18 protein-coding genes are annotated in these 16183 nt (G+C 57.1%); 7 read left to right on the forward strand and 11 right to left on the reverse strand.

The features are described 5' to 3' along the window. Window positions 1–108: 108 nt before the first annotated feature. Entirely contained in the window at window positions 109–876 is a 768-nt protein-coding gene (locus MY069_RS07950) for a thermonuclease family protein (RefSeq protein WP_482796539.1), read from the forward strand. Here MY069_RS07950 and phbB read toward each other — a convergent pair. Beyond that, complete coding sequence (gene phbB / locus MY069_RS07955; protein WP_482796540.1) at window positions 873–1598, reverse strand: acetoacetyl-CoA reductase; 726 nt, start codon at window positions 1596–1598, stop codon at window positions 873–875. The genes MY069_RS07950 and phbB overlap by 4 nt on opposite strands. Window positions 1599–1771: 173 nt before the next feature. Here phbB and phaR point away from each other — a divergent pair, with 173 nt between their 5' ends. Further along, window positions 1772–2341 (forward strand): polyhydroxyalkanoate synthesis repressor PhaR, encoded by a 570-nt coding sequence (gene phaR, locus MY069_RS07960; RefSeq protein ID WP_482796541.1) that lies wholly within the window; start codon window positions 1772–1774, stop codon window positions 2339–2341. A gap of 18 nt (window positions 2342–2359) precedes the next feature. On the opposite strand, the gene MY069_RS07965 is transcribed toward phaR, so the two are convergent. Both MY069_RS07965 and acnA read right to left on the reverse strand, forming a co-directional pair. After that, entirely contained in the window at window positions 2360–3010 is a 651-nt protein-coding gene (locus tag MY069_RS07965) for a DUF1223 domain-containing protein (protein ID WP_482796542.1), read from the reverse strand. Window positions 3011–3068: 58 nt separating this feature from the next. Further along, window positions 3069–5756 carry an aconitate hydratase AcnA gene (gene acnA, locus MY069_RS07970; protein WP_482796543.1) on the reverse strand — a complete coding sequence of 896 codons (2688 nt, stop codon included), beginning with the start codon at window positions 5754–5756 and terminating at the stop codon, window positions 3069–3071. A gap of 146 nt (window positions 5757–5902) precedes the next feature. Here acnA and ccmA point away from each other — a divergent pair, with 146 nt between their 5' ends. The 4 genes from ccmA (at window position 5903) to MY069_RS07990 (ending at window position 8217) form a co-directional block, all read left to right on the forward strand. Next, window positions 5903–6478: a heme ABC exporter ATP-binding protein CcmA gene (ccmA, locus tag MY069_RS07975; RefSeq protein ID WP_482796544.1), complete on the forward strand. Its 576-nt coding sequence runs from the start codon at window positions 5903–5905 to the stop codon at window positions 6476–6478. Between the two features lie 135 nt (window positions 6479–6613). Next, the gene (locus tag MY069_RS07980) at window positions 6614–7273 is read left to right on the forward strand and encodes a heme exporter protein CcmB (protein ID WP_482796545.1); all 660 of its coding nucleotides are present in this window, start codon (window positions 6614–6616) and stop codon (window positions 7271–7273) included. A 20-nt stretch (window positions 7274–7293) separates the two neighbouring features. Beyond that, window positions 7294–8061, forward strand: coding sequence for a cytochrome c biogenesis protein CcsA (gene ccsA, locus MY069_RS07985; RefSeq protein WP_482796546.1), 768 nt, complete (start codon window positions 7294–7296; stop codon window positions 8059–8061). Between the two features lie 3 nt (window positions 8062–8064). Further along, window positions 8065–8217, forward strand: a complete 153-nt coding sequence (locus MY069_RS07990) for a hypothetical protein (RefSeq protein WP_482796547.1) — start codon at window positions 8065–8067, stop codon at window positions 8215–8217. A gap of 3 nt (window positions 8218–8220) precedes the next feature. Here the strand turns inward: MY069_RS07990 and MY069_RS07995 are convergent, their stop codons facing one another. Next, window positions 8221–8730 carry a MarR family winged helix-turn-helix transcriptional regulator gene (locus MY069_RS07995; protein WP_482796548.1) on the reverse strand — a complete coding sequence of 170 codons (510 nt, stop codon included), beginning with the start codon at window positions 8728–8730 and terminating at the stop codon, window positions 8221–8223. A gap of 105 nt (window positions 8731–8835) precedes the next feature. Here MY069_RS07995 and MY069_RS08000 point away from each other — a divergent pair, with 105 nt between their 5' ends. Further along, window positions 8836–9372 (forward strand): NUDIX hydrolase, encoded by a 537-nt coding sequence (locus tag MY069_RS08000; RefSeq protein WP_482796549.1) that lies wholly within the window; start codon window positions 8836–8838, stop codon window positions 9370–9372. On the opposite strand, the gene MY069_RS08005 is transcribed toward MY069_RS08000, so the two are convergent. From MY069_RS08005 to MY069_RS08035, 7 genes are all read right to left on the reverse strand, one after another. Next, complete coding sequence (locus MY069_RS08005; RefSeq protein WP_482796550.1) at window positions 9369–10085, reverse strand: inner membrane-spanning protein YciB; 717 nt, start codon at window positions 10083–10085, stop codon at window positions 9369–9371. The genes MY069_RS08000 and MY069_RS08005 overlap by 4 nt on opposite strands. An 8-nt stretch (window positions 10086–10093) precedes the next feature. Continuing rightward, on the reverse strand, window positions 10094–11545 hold the full coding sequence (locus MY069_RS08010; RefSeq protein ID WP_482796551.1) for a lipopolysaccharide biosynthesis protein: 1452 nt from the start codon (window positions 11543–11545) through the stop codon (window positions 10094–10096). A 35-nt stretch (window positions 11546–11580) separates the two neighbouring features. Continuing rightward, entirely contained in the window at window positions 11581–12450 is an 870-nt protein-coding gene (locus MY069_RS08015) for an EamA family transporter (protein WP_482796552.1), read from the reverse strand. A 51-nt stretch (window positions 12451–12501) separates the two neighbouring features. Further along, window positions 12502–13089 carry a NifU family protein gene (locus tag MY069_RS08020; protein ID WP_482796553.1) on the reverse strand — a complete coding sequence of 196 codons (588 nt, stop codon included), beginning with the start codon at window positions 13087–13089 and terminating at the stop codon, window positions 12502–12504. An 86-nt stretch (window positions 13090–13175) separates the two neighbouring features. After that, window positions 13176–14234: a hypothetical protein gene (locus MY069_RS08025; RefSeq protein WP_482796554.1), complete on the reverse strand. Its 1059-nt coding sequence runs from the start codon at window positions 14232–14234 to the stop codon at window positions 13176–13178. A gap of 147 nt (window positions 14235–14381) precedes the next feature. Further along, window positions 14382–15545 carry a M23 family metallopeptidase gene (locus MY069_RS08030; protein ID WP_482796555.1) on the reverse strand — a complete coding sequence of 388 codons (1164 nt, stop codon included), beginning with the start codon at window positions 15543–15545 and terminating at the stop codon, window positions 14382–14384. Next, a complete protein-coding gene (locus tag MY069_RS08035) occupies window positions 15545–16180 on the reverse strand; it encodes a hypothetical protein (protein ID WP_482796556.1) in 636 nt (211 codons plus the stop codon). Before MY069_RS08035 ends, MY069_RS08030 begins: the two co-directional genes overlap by 1 nt. Between the last annotated feature and the right edge of the window lie 3 nt (window positions 16181–16183).

The raw sequence follows: 16183 nt of genomic DNA on the forward strand, positions 1-16183 counted from the left end.
GCATGACGGAGGCTTGCGGGCAGTTAGGAATCTGTTGCTCTATCCTGCTGAGCTACGGGACCGTATGGTCATCTCTACGCTTTGGTGGGGACAGATTGAAGAGGGTGGATGGTCCGCGCTTTGATTTTTTTCGGTCTGTTGCTGCTTCCAGCCTGCGCGCCGTCTTCGCCGCTTCCAAATATGCAGCCGGGGGAAACCGGGCGGGTGACGCGGATTATTGATGGCGACGCTTTGGTGCTCGACACGGGCCAAAGCGTACGGCTGGTCTCGATTGAAGCTCCGGCCATGTATCCTGAGAGCGGTGTTCCCGCGCCACATGCGGGCGAGAGTGCGCGGCGATTGGAAGATATGGCGCTCGGCCGGCGGGTGCAGCTTTACTATCCTGGGCTGACCCGCGACCGCTACGATCGCGCCCTAGCACACGTCGTGACGATTGATGGTGCGGGGCCAAAATTGTGGCTGAACAGAGAGATGATTGAGGCGGGCGCAGCCTGGGTGAGGCTCTATCCCAGTACGGCGGCGCGGGGGCGTGAGCTTCTCGACCATGAAGCGGCGGCGAGGTCAGAGCGACGCGGACTTTGGGCGCGGTCTGATTATGCAGTGTGGAGCGCCGACCAAATCACGCCGGATGCAAACGGGTTCTTTTTTGTCCGCGGGGTTTTGGGCGCAACTGCGCCGGTGCCTGCGGACACCCGTTATCCGCCCGCCTGTCTGCGCGGGCTTGAGGGCGCGACGCTTTTACTCGCTGTTCGCAAGGATGCTGGCACAGCGTGCGGGCTTGCAGACGGTACGGAGGTTTTCATCCGAGGTCGGGTTTCAGGCGGCGAGCTTGATCTGAGCCATCCGTTCCATCTCAGCCTCGAGGCATCCAACTAGTTGGATATATCTTGCGCACCATTCACTGTCATCGTGGCGCCGGTGATGAACGCCGCCTCGTCGCTGGCAAGATAGGCGCACATTGAGGCAATCTCCTCAGCCTTGCCGAGGCGCCCGACAGGGATGGTTGAGATGATGCTGTCGAGCACTTTTTCAGGCACCGCACGGACCATTTCTGTGTCGATATAGCCAGGGCAAACGCAATTCACGGTGATGCCTTTTTTTGCGCCTTCTTGGGCGAGGGCTTTTGTGAACCCGATCAGGCCCGCTTTCGCGGCCGAATAATTAACCTGCCCAAACTGGCCTTTCTGGCCATTGATCGAGGAGATATTGATCACCCTCCCAAATCTGCGCTCGCGCATGCCCTCCCAGACGTGTCTTGTGACATTGAAGGCTGAGTCGAGATCCACCGAGATGACCTTTTGCCATTGTTCCAGGCTCATCTTGTGAAACGGCGCATCCCAGGTGATGCCCGCATTGTTGACCAAAATATCGATCGGGCCGAGGTCATTTTCGATGTCTGAAAGGCCGGCGCCAACGGCATCATAATCGGCGACGTCGAACTTATAGCCCTTGACCCCAATTGCCTCTTCACAGGCCTTAGCGGCCGCGTCATTGCCGCTATAATTGGCAGCCACGGCATATCCTGCCTGTTTCAGCCCTGCGCAAATCGCCAAGCCAATTCCGCGCGTTCCGCCCGTCACCAGTGCCGTTCTAGACATGCCAGTTCCTCCCGTTATGCTGCGCAGCATAAAATTTGCTGCGTGTGCTCAATTCGATGTAAGCACCTTCCTGCTAGATGCTGCAATCGGACTTTCGTCGGTCTCGCGAGTTTAGCAGAACGCGGCGCAGAAACGAGCAAAACATTAGCATACGTGCTATGAAAGGGTGTGAAATGGCGAAATCAAACGGTGCGAGCGATACCGTCATTATCAAAAAGTACGCGAACCGGCGGCTCTATGACACCTCAACCTCATCCTATGTGACATTGGATCACCTGTCTGATCTGGTCCGCAAAGAAGTGGATTTTGAAGTCGTCGATGCCAAGTCTGGCGAAGACTTAACGCGACAAGTGCTGACCCAAATCATCTTTGAAAAAGAGAACAAAGGCGAAGGTGCTCTGCCAGTGAATTTCTTGCGCAAGCTGATCGGCTTTTATGGCGCGGGATCGCAAAGCCTGCTGCCAGCCTGGCTTGAAATGAGCATGAACAGCTTTGCCGAAAGCCAAGAGCGTTGGAAGTCTGCCATGGGCAGCTCTAATCCGTTCACGATGTTCGAAAAGCAAGCGCGCGCGAATATGGAAATGTTCGAAAATGCGATGCGCATGTTCACGCCGGGCATGGCGACAAAGAAGGCCAAGCGAGGTGATAAAGACGCGCCGCGCATGGATGATCCCATGGATTTGCTGCGCGTCCAAATGGCAGCGATGCAAGAGCAACTCGACGCGCTCTCACGCAAACACTAATTCACGAGCTTTACTGCTTTAATTCAGCGCTTTCACGGCGATCACTTCGCCTGTGTCTTGTTCTTGCAGCAAGACAGCGCACGTGGACGCGCAGCTGAGATCGAACGTGGCGTCTTCGCCGGACCAGAATCCGAGGGAGTCTTGTTTGGTCACTGGATTGACCATGGTCGTATGGTTGGCCTCTCCACTGAGATATTCCACGACTGAGACTTCCAGCGTCTTGTCACTTTCACCGCTAACCCGCACCGCTTCCCCATCCCAAGCGAGCGTTGGCGTTTGCTCTGAGCGCAAGTCTAGGCGTTTCTCGATCTGCTTGCGAACTTGGCGCTTTTTGGTGCCTGGGCATTCTTTTGCACCGTCATAGAACGATTGCGGCGTATAAGGCGCGCGCAGGCTGAGGCGGTCAGTATAGGCCATCTGCCGATCTTTTGAGACAGGCATTGCCATTGGATCAGGATCGCCAAGATAATCCCAATAATTGACCGTCCAGGTCAGGATGAACACATCATCTCGTTCGGCTTGAATCTGTTTCATCGTGCGATGCGCTTTTGGGCAAGCCGGGCAGTTCTGATTGGCAAATAGCTCAATCAGGACCGGCCGCTCGGCATCTGCCGCAGCCGTTCCAAAAGCAGGCGCCATCAGCGCAAGCAAAGCAAAGAAACGTATCATGGCGTCGTCATAGCCGTTTCTTCCTAGACTTAAAACTCACTTGCCCGTGAAGACTGCGTTATGCCGCCTCATGCGCTAGATTGCGCAGCACATAATGCAAGATCCCGCCATTGCGATAGTAGTCGAGTTCATTGTCTGTATCGATGCGAACCGTCGTGGTTGCGGTCACTTTCGAGCCATCGGCTCGTGTGATTTGTACCTCGACTTTCTGACGCGGTTGGATGGAATTAACACCCTCAATCGTGATCTCTTCATCGCCCTTCAAGCCTAGAGATTGCCAGGTCACGCCATTGTCGAGTTCAAGCGGCAACACGCCCATACCGATCAAGTTGGAGCGGTGGATCCGTTCAAACGAGCCCGCAATCACGGCGCGGACGCCGAGCAGGATCGTGCCCTTCGCCGCCCAGTCGCGGGACGAGCCATTGCCATAGAGCGTGCCTGCGAAGACCACGAGCGGGACATTCTTTTCCATATAGCGCATCGCGGCATCATAGATCGGCATCTGGTCGCCACTCGGGTGATGAACCGTTACGCCGCCTTCGACGCCCGGCACCATTTGGTTCTTGATGCGAATATTCGCGAACGTGCCGCGCATCATCACTTCGTGATTGCCCCGCCGCGACCCGTAGGAGTTGAAATCAAGCACATTGACTTGATTGCTCTGCAAATACTCACCCGCCGGGCTGGAGGCTTTGATCGATCCGGCCGGAGAGATGTGGTCGGTTGTGATCGAGTCGCCAAACAAGGCCAAGACGCGGGCTTTGTGAATGTCTGCCGGTGCTTCGACATCGCCGGTCATACCCTCAAAATAAGGCGGGTTCTGCACATAAGTGGAGCCCAATGGCCAGCCATATGTCTTACCGCCAGACACTTCGATATCGCGCCATTGCTCATCACCTTTGAACACGTCTGAATAGCGCTCAGAGAACATTTGCGGCGTGACGCATTCGGCCATGATCTCCGCAATTTCATGCGAGCTCGGCCAGAGGTCTTTCAAATAGACATCATCGCCATTCTGATCTTGGCCGAGCGGGTCTGTGGTGATGTTGATCTTGAGTGATCCGGCAATCGCATAAGCAACAACCAGTGGCGGCGAGGCGAGGTAATTGGCCTTAATGTCCGGGCCGATGCGGCCTTCGAAGTTTCGGTTGCCTGAAAGCACTGAGCACGACACTAAGTCGCCTTCGGCAATGGCTGCCGCGATCTCAGGCTGCAATGGCCCGGAATTGCCGATACAGGTCGTGCAACCATAGCCCACGAGGTTGAACCCAAGCGCATCCAGATCTTTGGTCAGGTCGGCTTTCGCAAGATAATCGGTCACCACTTGCGAACCCGGCGCGAAAGAGGTCTTCACCCAAGGCTTGCGACTAAGCCCAAGCGCCGCCGCTTTCCGCGCGACGAGCCCGGCTGCGATGAGAACGCTAGGGTTGGACGTATTTGTACAGGACGTGATTGCGGCAATGAACACATCGCCATGGGTGACGGTAAAGTCTTCGCCTTTGACTTGAATGGCGGTGGCATCATCGGCGGCGGTGCCGAATTCTTTGGCCATTGCCTCAGCAAACTTGCTGTCGGCTTCTGAGAGCAACACTTGGTCTTGCGGACGCTTCGGCCCGGAAATGCTCGGCACCACGGTGGAGAGATCAAGCTCGATCGTATCGGTAAAGACCGGGTCGTCCATGTCGGGGCGCCAATAGCCTTGAGCTTTGGCATACGCCTCCACGAGCGCGATCCGGTCGGCATCTCGGCCGGTATTGGTCAAATAGGTGATAGTATCATCGTCCACCGGGAAGAAGGCGCAGGTCGATCCAAACTCTGGCGACATGTTCGCTAAGGTGGCTTCATCTTCGAGCGTGAGATTGGCGAGGCCGGGACCGAAGAATTCCGTGAACTTTGCAACCACGCCATAATCACGCATCATCTTGGTGACGGTTAGGACCAAGTCCGTGGCGGTGGCACCCTCTGGTAGTTTCCCGGTCAATTTGAACCCGATCACTTCTGGGATCAGCATCGAGACCGGCTGGCCGAGCATGGCCGCTTCCGCCTCAATCCCACCGACGCCCCAGCCGAGGACGGACAAAGCGTTGATCATCGTTGTGTGCGAGTCTGTGCCGACGCAGGTATCTGGGTAAGCAATCGTCTCGCCATCCACCTCTTTGGTCCACACGGTTTGGCCGAGATATTCTAGATTCACTTGGTGGCAGATGCCGGTGCCGGGCGGCACAACGCGGAAATTCTCAAACGCAGATGCGCCCCAGCGCAGGAATTCATAGCGCTCTTGGTTGCGCTCATATTCAATCTCGACATTGCGCTGAAAGCTTTGCGGGCCGGCGAAACTATCGACCATGACAGAGTGATCAATCACCAAATCGACCGGCACTTGCGGGTTGATGGCATCGGCGCTTGAGCCGAGCTTCTCTGCCGCATCGCGCATGGCTGCGAGATCGACGACCGCGGGAACCCCGGTAAAATCCTGCATCAGGACGCGGGCGGGCCGGTAAGCAATTTCATGGGTCGCCCTGCCGCGATTGTCGAGCCAAGATTTGAACGCGATAATGTCGTCCTTGGTGACGGTCGTGCCGTCCTCATTGCGCAACATGTTCTCGAGCAAGACTTTCAGCGACGCGGGCAGTTTGGAAATGTCTCCCAGCCCGTTCTCGGCTGCGGCATTGAGGGAGTAGTAAGTGTAATCCTTACCGTTTACGGTCAGTGTCTTACGAGCCTTGAAGCTGTCGAGGGAAGGCATGGGCAATCGAACCTCTCTATTTAGTGTGAGTGCACGCGTGAGATTGGCGCGTTTGGTGTCTTGTCCATCAAATAGGGTGGCACTCGCACCAAGGCAATTCGCGTTTGACCTTAAGACGACGCGCTTGCTCACGGAGACAAGTGCCTGTGAGTAAAACGCCGCTTCTACGAGGCGAGGGCCTGGGCGCTGTCCGCGGGGAACGTGTGCTGTTTCGGGACATTTCAGTGAGCGCCAGCGCGGGCGAGCTGATCCTGTTGCGCGGAGCGAATGGGTCAGGGAAAACAACGCTTCTGCGCCAACTTGCGGGCCTATCCGAACCGCAATCAGGATCGATTGAGCGCAACGGATTGCATCATTGGATCGGTCACACCAATGGCCTGAAAGCACACGAAACACCCCGCAGCCATTTGCAACATTGGGCGCGCGTTTGGGGCAGCAACGTGGCTGTCGATCTGGTCTTGGAGGAGATCGGCATGGCCCGGCCCGCCAATGTACCCTGCCGTATGCTTTCAGCTGGGCAAAAGCGACGGACGGCCCTGGCCCGGCTCGCGCTCGAAGACCGTAAATTGTGGCTCTTGGATGAGCCGTTCAATGCGCTTGATACAGAAGGACAAAAACTGTTGGCGCGCCGAATTGAAGATCATCGCGCGCACGGTGGCGCCGTGATTGCGGCACTGCATGGCGCGTCCCCGATTGAAGCGAATGGGGAGGTGGTGCTGTGACGACTTGCACCTCCCTTCCCCCGCCGACACCTGCGAAGGCAGGTGTCCACGGACCGATCACGCCAACGCATCCAATGCTAAATCAAATGCCATGGGGTCCTGCCTGCGCAGGACCTGACGGAAGGAGGTGAGATTGTGAACGCAGCTCCCCTCCTCTCAGCCTTCCGCTCCTCGCTATCAGAAGCCTGGGCATCTGGCGCGGGCTTGCTTTTGCCGCTCGGCTTCTTTGCCGGCACAGCCACAATGGTACCCTTCACCCTCGGGTCGGAGGCCGAACTTCTCAGCCATGTCGGTCCTGGCATTCTTTGGCTAGCGTTAGCCCTGTCCTCGATGGTGACCCTCGAGCGCGTGTTCCAAGCCGATTTACAAGATGGCGCTTTAGATTTGTGGCTGCAGGACACAGGGTCGATTTCCTTGGTCGCCGCGATCAAGACAGTCAGCCATTGGCTTGTCTCTGGGTTTCCGCTGGTACTGCTTACGCCGCTGATCGGGTTCATGCTCGGCGTGCCGACTGAAAAAATGATCCCTGCTATGTTCGGCTATGCGATGGGCGGCTTGGTGTTTTTCCTATGGGGCGGCGTCGCAGCGGCTCTATCAGCAAGTGTGTCACGCGCAGGCCTCTTAATCGCCCTGATCGCATTGCCGCTCTATGTCCCGGCATTGATCTTCGGGGTGCAGATGGTCGAGTCTGGGCTCGATAGTCCGAGCTTCCTCTTCCTCGCCGCGTGCACCTTGTTTGCGCTTGGTGTCGCACCTGCTGCGATGGGCGCCGCTTTGCGGTTGGCGGCAGAGTAGAGGAAGGCTATTTGTCCAGCATGCTGTCTTATCTCGCCAATCCGCTCCGTTTTATGCGGTTCTCGCGCCTGGCCGTGCCGATCTGTTTTGTACTGGGCGCGGTAATGATTGGCTGGAGCCTGTACAATGGCCTTCTCGTGGTGCCGCCCGATGAGCGACAGGGCGGCGATCTGATGCGCGCCATGTTCACCCATGTCCCCTCGGCCTGGCTCTGCATGGGGCTCTATGCGGCGCTCGCAGGCGCGAGTTTTGTTTGGTACATTTGGCGCCACGAACTCGCCGATGTCGCTGCGCGCGCGATTGCACCGATCGGTGCTGGCTATACCGCGCTCTGTTTCATCACGGGATCGATTTGGGGCCAGAAAGGCTGGGGCGCGGGCTGGCACAATCTCATACTTGGCGACAGCCGGCTCATGTCCGTGCTCGTCTTATTCTTTTTATTCCTCGGCTATATGGCGCTCCGAGCCGCACTCGAAACCCGCCAAAAAGCAGCGCGGGCCGCGGCCATCTTGGCCATGGTCGGGATGGTCAATGTGCCGATCATCAAAGTCTCAGTCGATATGTGGCAGACCACCACCATCCACCAACCCTCCAGCGTGATCAGCATTGGCAGCCCAGAACCGCGCGAAGCAGGCAGCGGGATGAACCCCGTTTATTTGCAGCAGCTCCTTTGGGGTTTTGGCGGTCACACCCTACTCGCCGCAGCGATGATCATGATGCTGATGCGGGCAGAGGTCTATGCCCAACAAGGCGACCGTCTGCTCGCCCAAAAATTGGAAGGGGCGTGAGCGATGCCAGATTTTGCGGATGACGGGATCTATGTTTGGTCGATTACGATTTTAGGAATTGTGATCCCGGTCCTCATGATCGGCTATAGTTTTTTGCGCGTTCACGGGTCCAAAGCGCGGCTCGACCGGCTGCAGCAAGAAGAAGATCAGGCTTAGCGCCTATTTCTTTTTCTTCTTTTTCTTCTTCTTTTTCTTCTTCGACTTGCGCGGCTCTTCTTCCTCTTCCTCATAATCGCCAGAGATTATGGCAAGCGAGAGGAGCAGGCTTTCGCGGCGCGATTTGCGGAGCTCTTCAGTCAGGATTTCATCGGCTTCCATGACTTCAGGCGCCGCGCCTTGAAACGCCGTCTTGCCCGCCTCGGTCAGAGAGACTGCCTTGGCCCGAGCGTCTTCTTTTGACTTCACCCGCTTGACCAGGCCGGTCTTTTCCATCCGCGACACCATGTCGGCGAGGGTCGACCGGTCTATGCCGGTGACGTCGACTAGGCTCGCCTGGCTTTGTCCGTCCTCATCATTCAGCGCCGCGAGGACGGCAAACTGGCGAATGGTCAGGCCTTTCTCGGCCAATCCGTTGGCGGACTCGTTTACCGCAGCCTGCTGGGCGCGATGCAAAAGGTGTGTCACGGAGCGCGACAGCGTAAATTCCGTATTCGTCTCTTGCTTGCTCATCACCGCCGCCTTAGTTCCTGATTCAGCCCTGAATAGATCTACAAAGCAAAAATACCGTGTGCAGATCAATTGAATTCTCCCATAAAGCGAGAGGCTGACAGAAAAATGACAGTCAAACCCAGTCCTGACTTCGCTCTGGAGATTCCAGAGGGCGACGATAAAGAGCGCAGCGTCTGTCAGCGCTGTGAGTTTATTGACTATCAGAACCCAAAAATCGTCGCGGGCGCGGTGGTTCTAAAAGACGACAAAATCCTGCTTTGCAAACGCGCAATTGAACCGCGTAAAGGCTTCTGGACGCTGCCCGCCGGATTTATGGAATTGGGTGAGAGCGTCGAAGAGGCCGCGCAGCGCGAAGCCCAAGAAGAGGCGCTCGCACAGATCGAAATCGATAGCCTGCTGGCGGTCTATTCAGTCCCGCGGATTGGCCAAGTGCAAGTGATGTTTCGGGCCAAACTGCTCGGCGACTATGGCGTTGGTCCGGAGAGCGAAGAGGTAAAACTGGTCGAGTGGAAAGATATTCCCTGGTCAGAACTCGCCTTTCCAACCGTGGTTTGGGCACTCACCCACTATGCCGAAACCCGTCACCAAGAGACGTTTGCGCCCTTTGCGAATCCACCCGGAACGGACGCGCTGACGCGTTAGGCCTCAGCAGGTTCTCTGAGATGTTTGAGCGTGTAAGGCACGTTCGCAGCGCCGAAGATGAAGGTGATAACCATATTGCCGAGCTTCCAGTTCGCCCAAACATCTTCCGCGTCTCGTGAACCGAAAGTGAGTCCTAGAAACTCATAGCTCCCGGCCGGTGCAATCGTGGCGCCTAGAATGCGCAAAGGCTCTTCAAAACCGGGTGCATAATACCGCCACAGAAACTCGTTCCAGCACGCCATCGCGATGAAGAATAACGCCCAGCGTATCGCCAACGTACGCCAAGCAAAATCTGGTAGATCGAACACTTTGTCGAACATCACTTTCCAAATGTTATGCCCCAGAGCAATGCTGCCCAGGATCACGCTTGCGAGGAATAATTGCTGGATAGTCGGCTTGATGAATAGGAATGATTTTTCCTGGAGGATGATGCCAAGCAGGCCAAATCCGCCCACAATGGTCGCTGTAAAGATCAGGAAAAGCGGCACATCTTCGCCTTTGCGAAGATAGTTCGAGACCGCCCACAGCGTGGCGATGATCAACACACCTGTCGCCCAGTAAAGCGCGGTATCTGGGCTCGCCCAGGTGTCATTAATATTGATGTTTCGCATCACATTGTAGACGCCAATAAAGCCAATAACAGGCACCAGATCGGCCCAAATTTGATTGGCTTTATCGGCTGCGGTGCCGAGATCGTTTTTTTGTTCGCTCATAGGGCGGTTTACGCTGACGCGCGTCCTTTGGATGTGACTCTCTCGCTCACAAACCCGCGTGCGCCGCCAGCGTCAAGCGCAAAGGCCACCACGCCGTACGTTAGTCCGCCCAGCGCGACTTTCAGAAATAGCTCTGGCCAGCTGCCCCATGATGGCAGGCTCCAAATCACCGGACACATGGCGAGCGCGGCGATGCCGATTTTGACAAGGTCACTGAGCGGCATTGGCAGCGGCACCAAGCGGCGACCAACCACGGCCAGAATGCCAAGACCAAGGCCATAGCTGAGCAAGGTCGCGAGCACCGCGCCAAACAGTCCAAGCTGCGGAATCAGGATGAGGTTTAGCGCAATATTGGCGCCAGCCGGAATCAACATCAGCATGGCCAGCTCTCCGGTTCGGTGCGCCAGATTAAACACTTCAGAATAATAGTGGATGATCAAACCATTGAGCAGCCCAGCAAAAGCGATCCACGGAATGATCTCACGCGCGCCGTCGCGCACCGCTTCACCGATCAAGGCTTCAGAGAGCGGTGTTGCAACCAAGGCGAGGCCCGTTGACGCTGGGACGCCGATCAAGAGCAATGTGCGAATAAGGCCCCGGGATTCGTCTGCGGCGGCTTGGGGACCACCGCGCTCATAAGCAGCCATGACCAATGGAGACGCGGCCATTGCGGCCCAGGCACAAATCAGCAAGACGCTCTTATCCGCGACGCCGTATCCGGCTGCATATTCGCCGACAGCGGCCTCCCCTAGGAAGAGCGCAATCAAGAACCGGTCCGCAGCCGATAAGATCAAATCCAGCACCAAAGCCGCCGCGATCGGGGCGCCAAACATCAGATATGCCCTGCGCCGTCCGGCATCCGTTTTGCCAGTCTTGGCTTGTCCGAACAGCCATCGCGTTTCCGTCACCAGCCAAATTGAGCCAGCCAAAAGCGCGCCGATGAAGGGCGACGCGGCGCCAAACCCGGTTTGCCAGGCAATTAATGCACCGAAAATAAACCCGCCCAGCGTCTTGGAGGTCGCGATCAAAGCGTAGCGCCCGACATTTTCACTCGCGCGATGACTTTCAAGCGCCATCTGGATCATCGAGTTGACCGGGATGAGTAGCGCAATCCAGGGCAGGATTTTTAGATATTCCGGCAAATTACCGAGCGCGATGGCCAATCCGCCGATCAAAACCGCCGCCACGATCAAAGACCGGAAGGTCAGCGACAACGTGGTGCGGAAATGGTCGGGTAGACTTTGCTTAGCTTTGGCCTCGCCAGCAAATCGAAACGTTGCCGCTTCCGCTGAGGTTAGTGATAGCATGTGCACCAGGGTCATTACCGAGAACATCAAGGCGTAGCGCCCATAATCTTCCGGGCCGAGCAGCCGCGTATAGACATAAACGCCGCCAAACGCGGCTATGCCGCTGGCGATATTGACGGGAAGATATCCGGCTAGATGACGAAGAAGCTTCATGCAATTGCCTTAGCATTGTCTATGCCAAGACAGGGTTAAGGCGCGAATTCTAACAGCATCAGGCCAAATGCCAGGCCGCCCGCCGCGAGAATGCGCCGCGGGCCGAACGCCTCTTTCAGGAAGACCGCACCAAATATCGCGCCAAACACCACCGATGTTTCGCGGATGGCCGTAACGTTTGCGGCTTCAGTCATGGTAAACGCCCAAAGCGCTGCACCGTAAGACACCGACCCGAGCAAACCGCCGATCACACCGTCGCGAATTTGCGGCGCGATATCCGCCCAGACTTTGCCTTTCCGGACCCAGAACATCGCTGTCGTGATGCCAATCCAGTCGAGGAGAAAGAGCCACACGACAAATGTGAAGACCGTGCTGGCATCGGCCGCGATACGCGTGCCATTGGCATCCGCAACCGAATAGAACGCGATCCCGAGTGCAGTCACCATCGCCCAAAACAGAGCCGCCTGTTTGATCGGCGGATGTTTGCCGCCTTTTTCTTCTGGCGTGGCAAAGACGATGAGCGCGCCAGTTGCGATCACCAGACCAAGCCATCCGAGCAATCCCGGTGTTTCATTGAGCGCCACCGTTGCAGTGATCGCTGTCAGCAGCGGCGCCAAACCGCGCATCACAGGGAAGACCAAGGAGAGGTCACCGCGATGCAAAGCGCGGATCATCGCAAACTGATAGAACCAATGGACCACGACAGAAATAGCGAGCGCGCCCCAAACTGCCGGGGTCGGCAAAGGCACGAATGCTACGAACGGAAGCGCGCTCAGCGCCATCGCGATCGAAACAATCATCCTTGTCGAGAGAACGTCGCCGCCGCGTTTCACGAATAGATTGGTCGCTGCGACAGTGACCGCAGACAATAGGCACAATGCAATCGGAAACAGGCTCGAACTCATCCCGCCGCGTGCCGCATCGGCCGCATGGAAGTCAAGGTTTTCGCCATGAGATTAAAGCGCCGCTTCGACCGCCGTGACTTCCGGAACATAGGCTTTGAGCATGTTCTCGATGCCTTGTTTCAAGGTCATTGTGGAGGACGGACAACCGGCGCACGCGCCGCGCATGGCGAGATGTACAATGCCCGATTCCTCGTCAAAGCCGTGAAAGACGATATCGCCGCCATCTTGGGCCACGGCTGGCCGGACGCGGGTCTCGATCAGTTCAATAATCTCGCCAACAATCTCTGCCGCATCGCCTTCATAATCGTCAACCGACGCCCCTTCTTGAGGCGCAGCCATATCAGCTCCGCCCGTTGCCATCACGGGCAGCCCGGCCACAAAATGATCCATGATTGCCGCGAGCGCCATCGGCCGAACATGTTTCCAATCGGCCTCTGGAGATTTGCTCAGGGAGATGAAATCACTGCCGAGGAAGACGCGCACAACGTCTTGAACCTGGAACAGCGCCTGTGCCAGCGGACTGGTGCCCGCCTCATCGATAGAAGCAAAATCATATGGCCCGGTCGCGCCCGTGACCGGCTGACCCGGCAAGAATTTCAGCGTATCTGGATTGGGCGTGGGTTCTGTTTGAATAAACATTGTGCCGTGGCCTCTCTCTGACAGGAGTAACTTAGCTCGTAAGTGAGCCCAGCGCCTCGATATTTCAAGAGAGAGAAGGCTGCGACCTATTCGGCCGCCGTCGCCTCTGCAACCGCCATGGTTTCATCGGCCTGCGCCTGCAGAGCGTCGATGAATTGGGTCGTCGCTGTGTTGACTTCACTCAGATAGAACATCATCGCAGCGGGGTGATCGGATAGAAAACTCCCCGTGCCCGCTTGGCTGGAAACAATTAGCGGGTTGAACGTCGCGGCGCGGCGCCAAGCGAAAATCGCGCGATCCCGGGCTTCGGCAGCAGACCGAGTGTAAACCAGGTCCGGCTCTTGGATCAGCGATGACATCATCAATTGCGAGGCGACCTGGGCGTAGGCCCGGCTCATATAAATCGCTTCGATATCGGCTTGTGAGGCTGGCCACGCCTCGGCGCGATCGACGCTGGAACGGAGCCGTGTTTCGGAGTCTGTAGCCCAGCGCTTATAAAGCGCGAGCTCGTCCAACAGCACCCCCAGCCCCTTGGGCTGCGCTGCAAGGCCGCGCGAGAGACGCCCCTCATAGCTTTGTAACGCTTCCGCTGCCGCGTTCAGGCGCGGGGTCGCTTCGGCTTCTTGCGAAGGCACCAGAAGACGCGCTGCGGCAAGTAGATCCGTATCCGGAGCACCTGGCTCCAGGGCTGCGTGCTCAGATGCGAGCAGCGTGAAATCAGACAAAGCGCCGGTTACACCATCTTGCCAGGCAGGAAGCGCGGTCAGACGTGCTTGCGGGTGCCACCAAGAGCGATCATTCGCCCAGCCGGTGACTTTCAATTCGCGCCCGAGCAGGGTCGTCGCGGTGCCGGCATCATTTGAGTACCAAGGCGTTGCCGACGAAAGCACGATGGCGCTAGAATCAACTTTATGGCTAAGCAAAGTCATTGCCGGATAGCCGCCGACCAAAAGCAGAACCAAGCCGAGTTTGAACATGCCGACGAGACGCTTCCAAAACCGGGATAAGGCTTCCATGGTTGGGCTGGGTTCGGCATCGTCGAGGTAGGCTTCGGACATATCCGCGCCGATTAGCGTGACAACTGGCTTCCCGTCATTGGTGTTTGCATCAACATATTCTACGGGGAGCTTTTCAGCAGCTGGCATCGTTTTTTAACTCGTGAACTGTGGCGTTAAAATCACTAGTCGCAAATAATACGCCGTTTACAAGTCATTAACGGTTTAAACTTTGGCAAGACTAAGTCCGTGCCCTGATATTATACGGGAATCTGTGGATAAAATTGCAGATTCCGCCTATTCGATGAGCTTTGACGGGTCGACAATCACCGGCGCGCTAGCAACTGCAACCAGATCATCTTCGATTTCTTTCCCAATACCTTGCTCCCGCCGCTCATAAGCAGCGACCAGAGACATGTAAGGCGGAACATGGACGATCCCTTCGCCTTCGATCGGCGCCTTCATCTCAAAATGGAGGTGGAACGTGGTCGGCGTGCCGCCAAAATCATTCGAAACAAAGCCAAGCGTGTCCCCCGCTTTGACATTATCCATCGCGGAAACGCGCAAGCGCCGCATATTCAGGTGCAGGTAAGAGTAAATGATACCCGTCTCGGAACCCTTCAGCTTCACCGAGTAGGTCCCGATATGTTGGATAATTCCATCTTCAACGGCGATCACTTCGTGCAGGCCGCGATCGCGCGGCGATTGCGCGCGCAGAGCATTGCAGTCGGCCGCGCTTCCGACACGAATGTCTTGGCCCTGATGGACTTGATTGGTTGGGCATAGCGGCGTGTTGCGATTTCTGCTCCGCTGCTCACAGAAATTATCCCGCCACGCGGTTTGATAATTTGCTGGATCGCATTGGTCACCCCCAACCGCGCCGCCTAAACGATAGACCATGGATTGCGGGAAGGTTGGTGCCGACTTGATCGGGAAAAGCATATTTGGCGCATAGACCGTGTCATCGCCTCGGCCGAAACCGGTGCCAGGGATCAAATCGCCCGGCGCATAATATTCGAACTTCACCGTCGCGGGTGGCGGGGGCGGAGGGGAGACTGGTGGCTCTGGCTCTGGCTCTGGCTCTGGCTCTGGCTCTGGCTCTGGCTCTGGCTCTGGCTCTGGCTCTGGCTCTGGCTCTGGCTCTGGCGGAGTATCGTCGCCTTGGCCTGGGTCAACAGGGTCGCCGTCGCCCGGCACTTCGGGGTCGGCGGGAATTTTAGGCGGATCTGTAGGGTCTTCTTCGGCCGGGGTTTCATCAATCGGTTCTGGATCTTGGGGCGGTATATCGCCCTCATTCCAAGGATCGGTTACGGGCACGACGGGGGGTGGCGGGCCCGGCGCATCATCCGGGAACGTTTGGGGTGGTGGCGGCGCTTCTCTGCCATCGCCCGGCACGCGCACGGCATCGCAAGCGGCAAGAGCCAGCGCGGAAACCGCAATTAATCCAAGAGATTTCTTCATCACTGTGTTCCTGAAATCAGGAGCGCTTCGACTTCTGCGAGCGCATCATCCTCACTAATACAAGACCCCTTCATCGCCGTGGCAGGGTCATGGCACATAAACTCGACCAGATAAGACGCGCCGTAACGGCTGAACGAGACCTGGGCGCCCGTCATCGTTTCTTCAAACGCCAGTTCGCTATCGGTGACGGCGCCTTCACCATCCGGCAGAGCAACCAATTTGTCTGTGCCATTGATCACCATGTCATACGTTTCGCCCTTCATGACCGCGAAATAGCCGTCGGCGAGCGGGCGAAATTGTAAGCCGTCATCTGACCCAGCTGCGGCGACTCCAAACGGCGCATCAGGCAGCAGCACGGGCACCGCAATCGAGCTTCCACTCGCGACTTGCGCAAGCACATCATCATCAATGTCGCGGGCTGCATAATCTTGTCGCGCGGCGGCCCAATCGATGGTCGCCGTTTTGGTTTCAGCGGCGTTGTGTGCAGGCAGCGTGGGCGCTTCCACCCCTGGCGATGGCGCCTCAGCGGTTTCGACCGGCGGCGGCGTTTCGGGTTCCACGGGTTCGACTTCAATGACCTGGTCACAGGCGGTGAGCGCGAGCGCAGTAACGGCAGAGATTAAATAGGCACGCATGGA

Source organism: Hyphomonas sp. ske169, assembly GCF_056850855.1.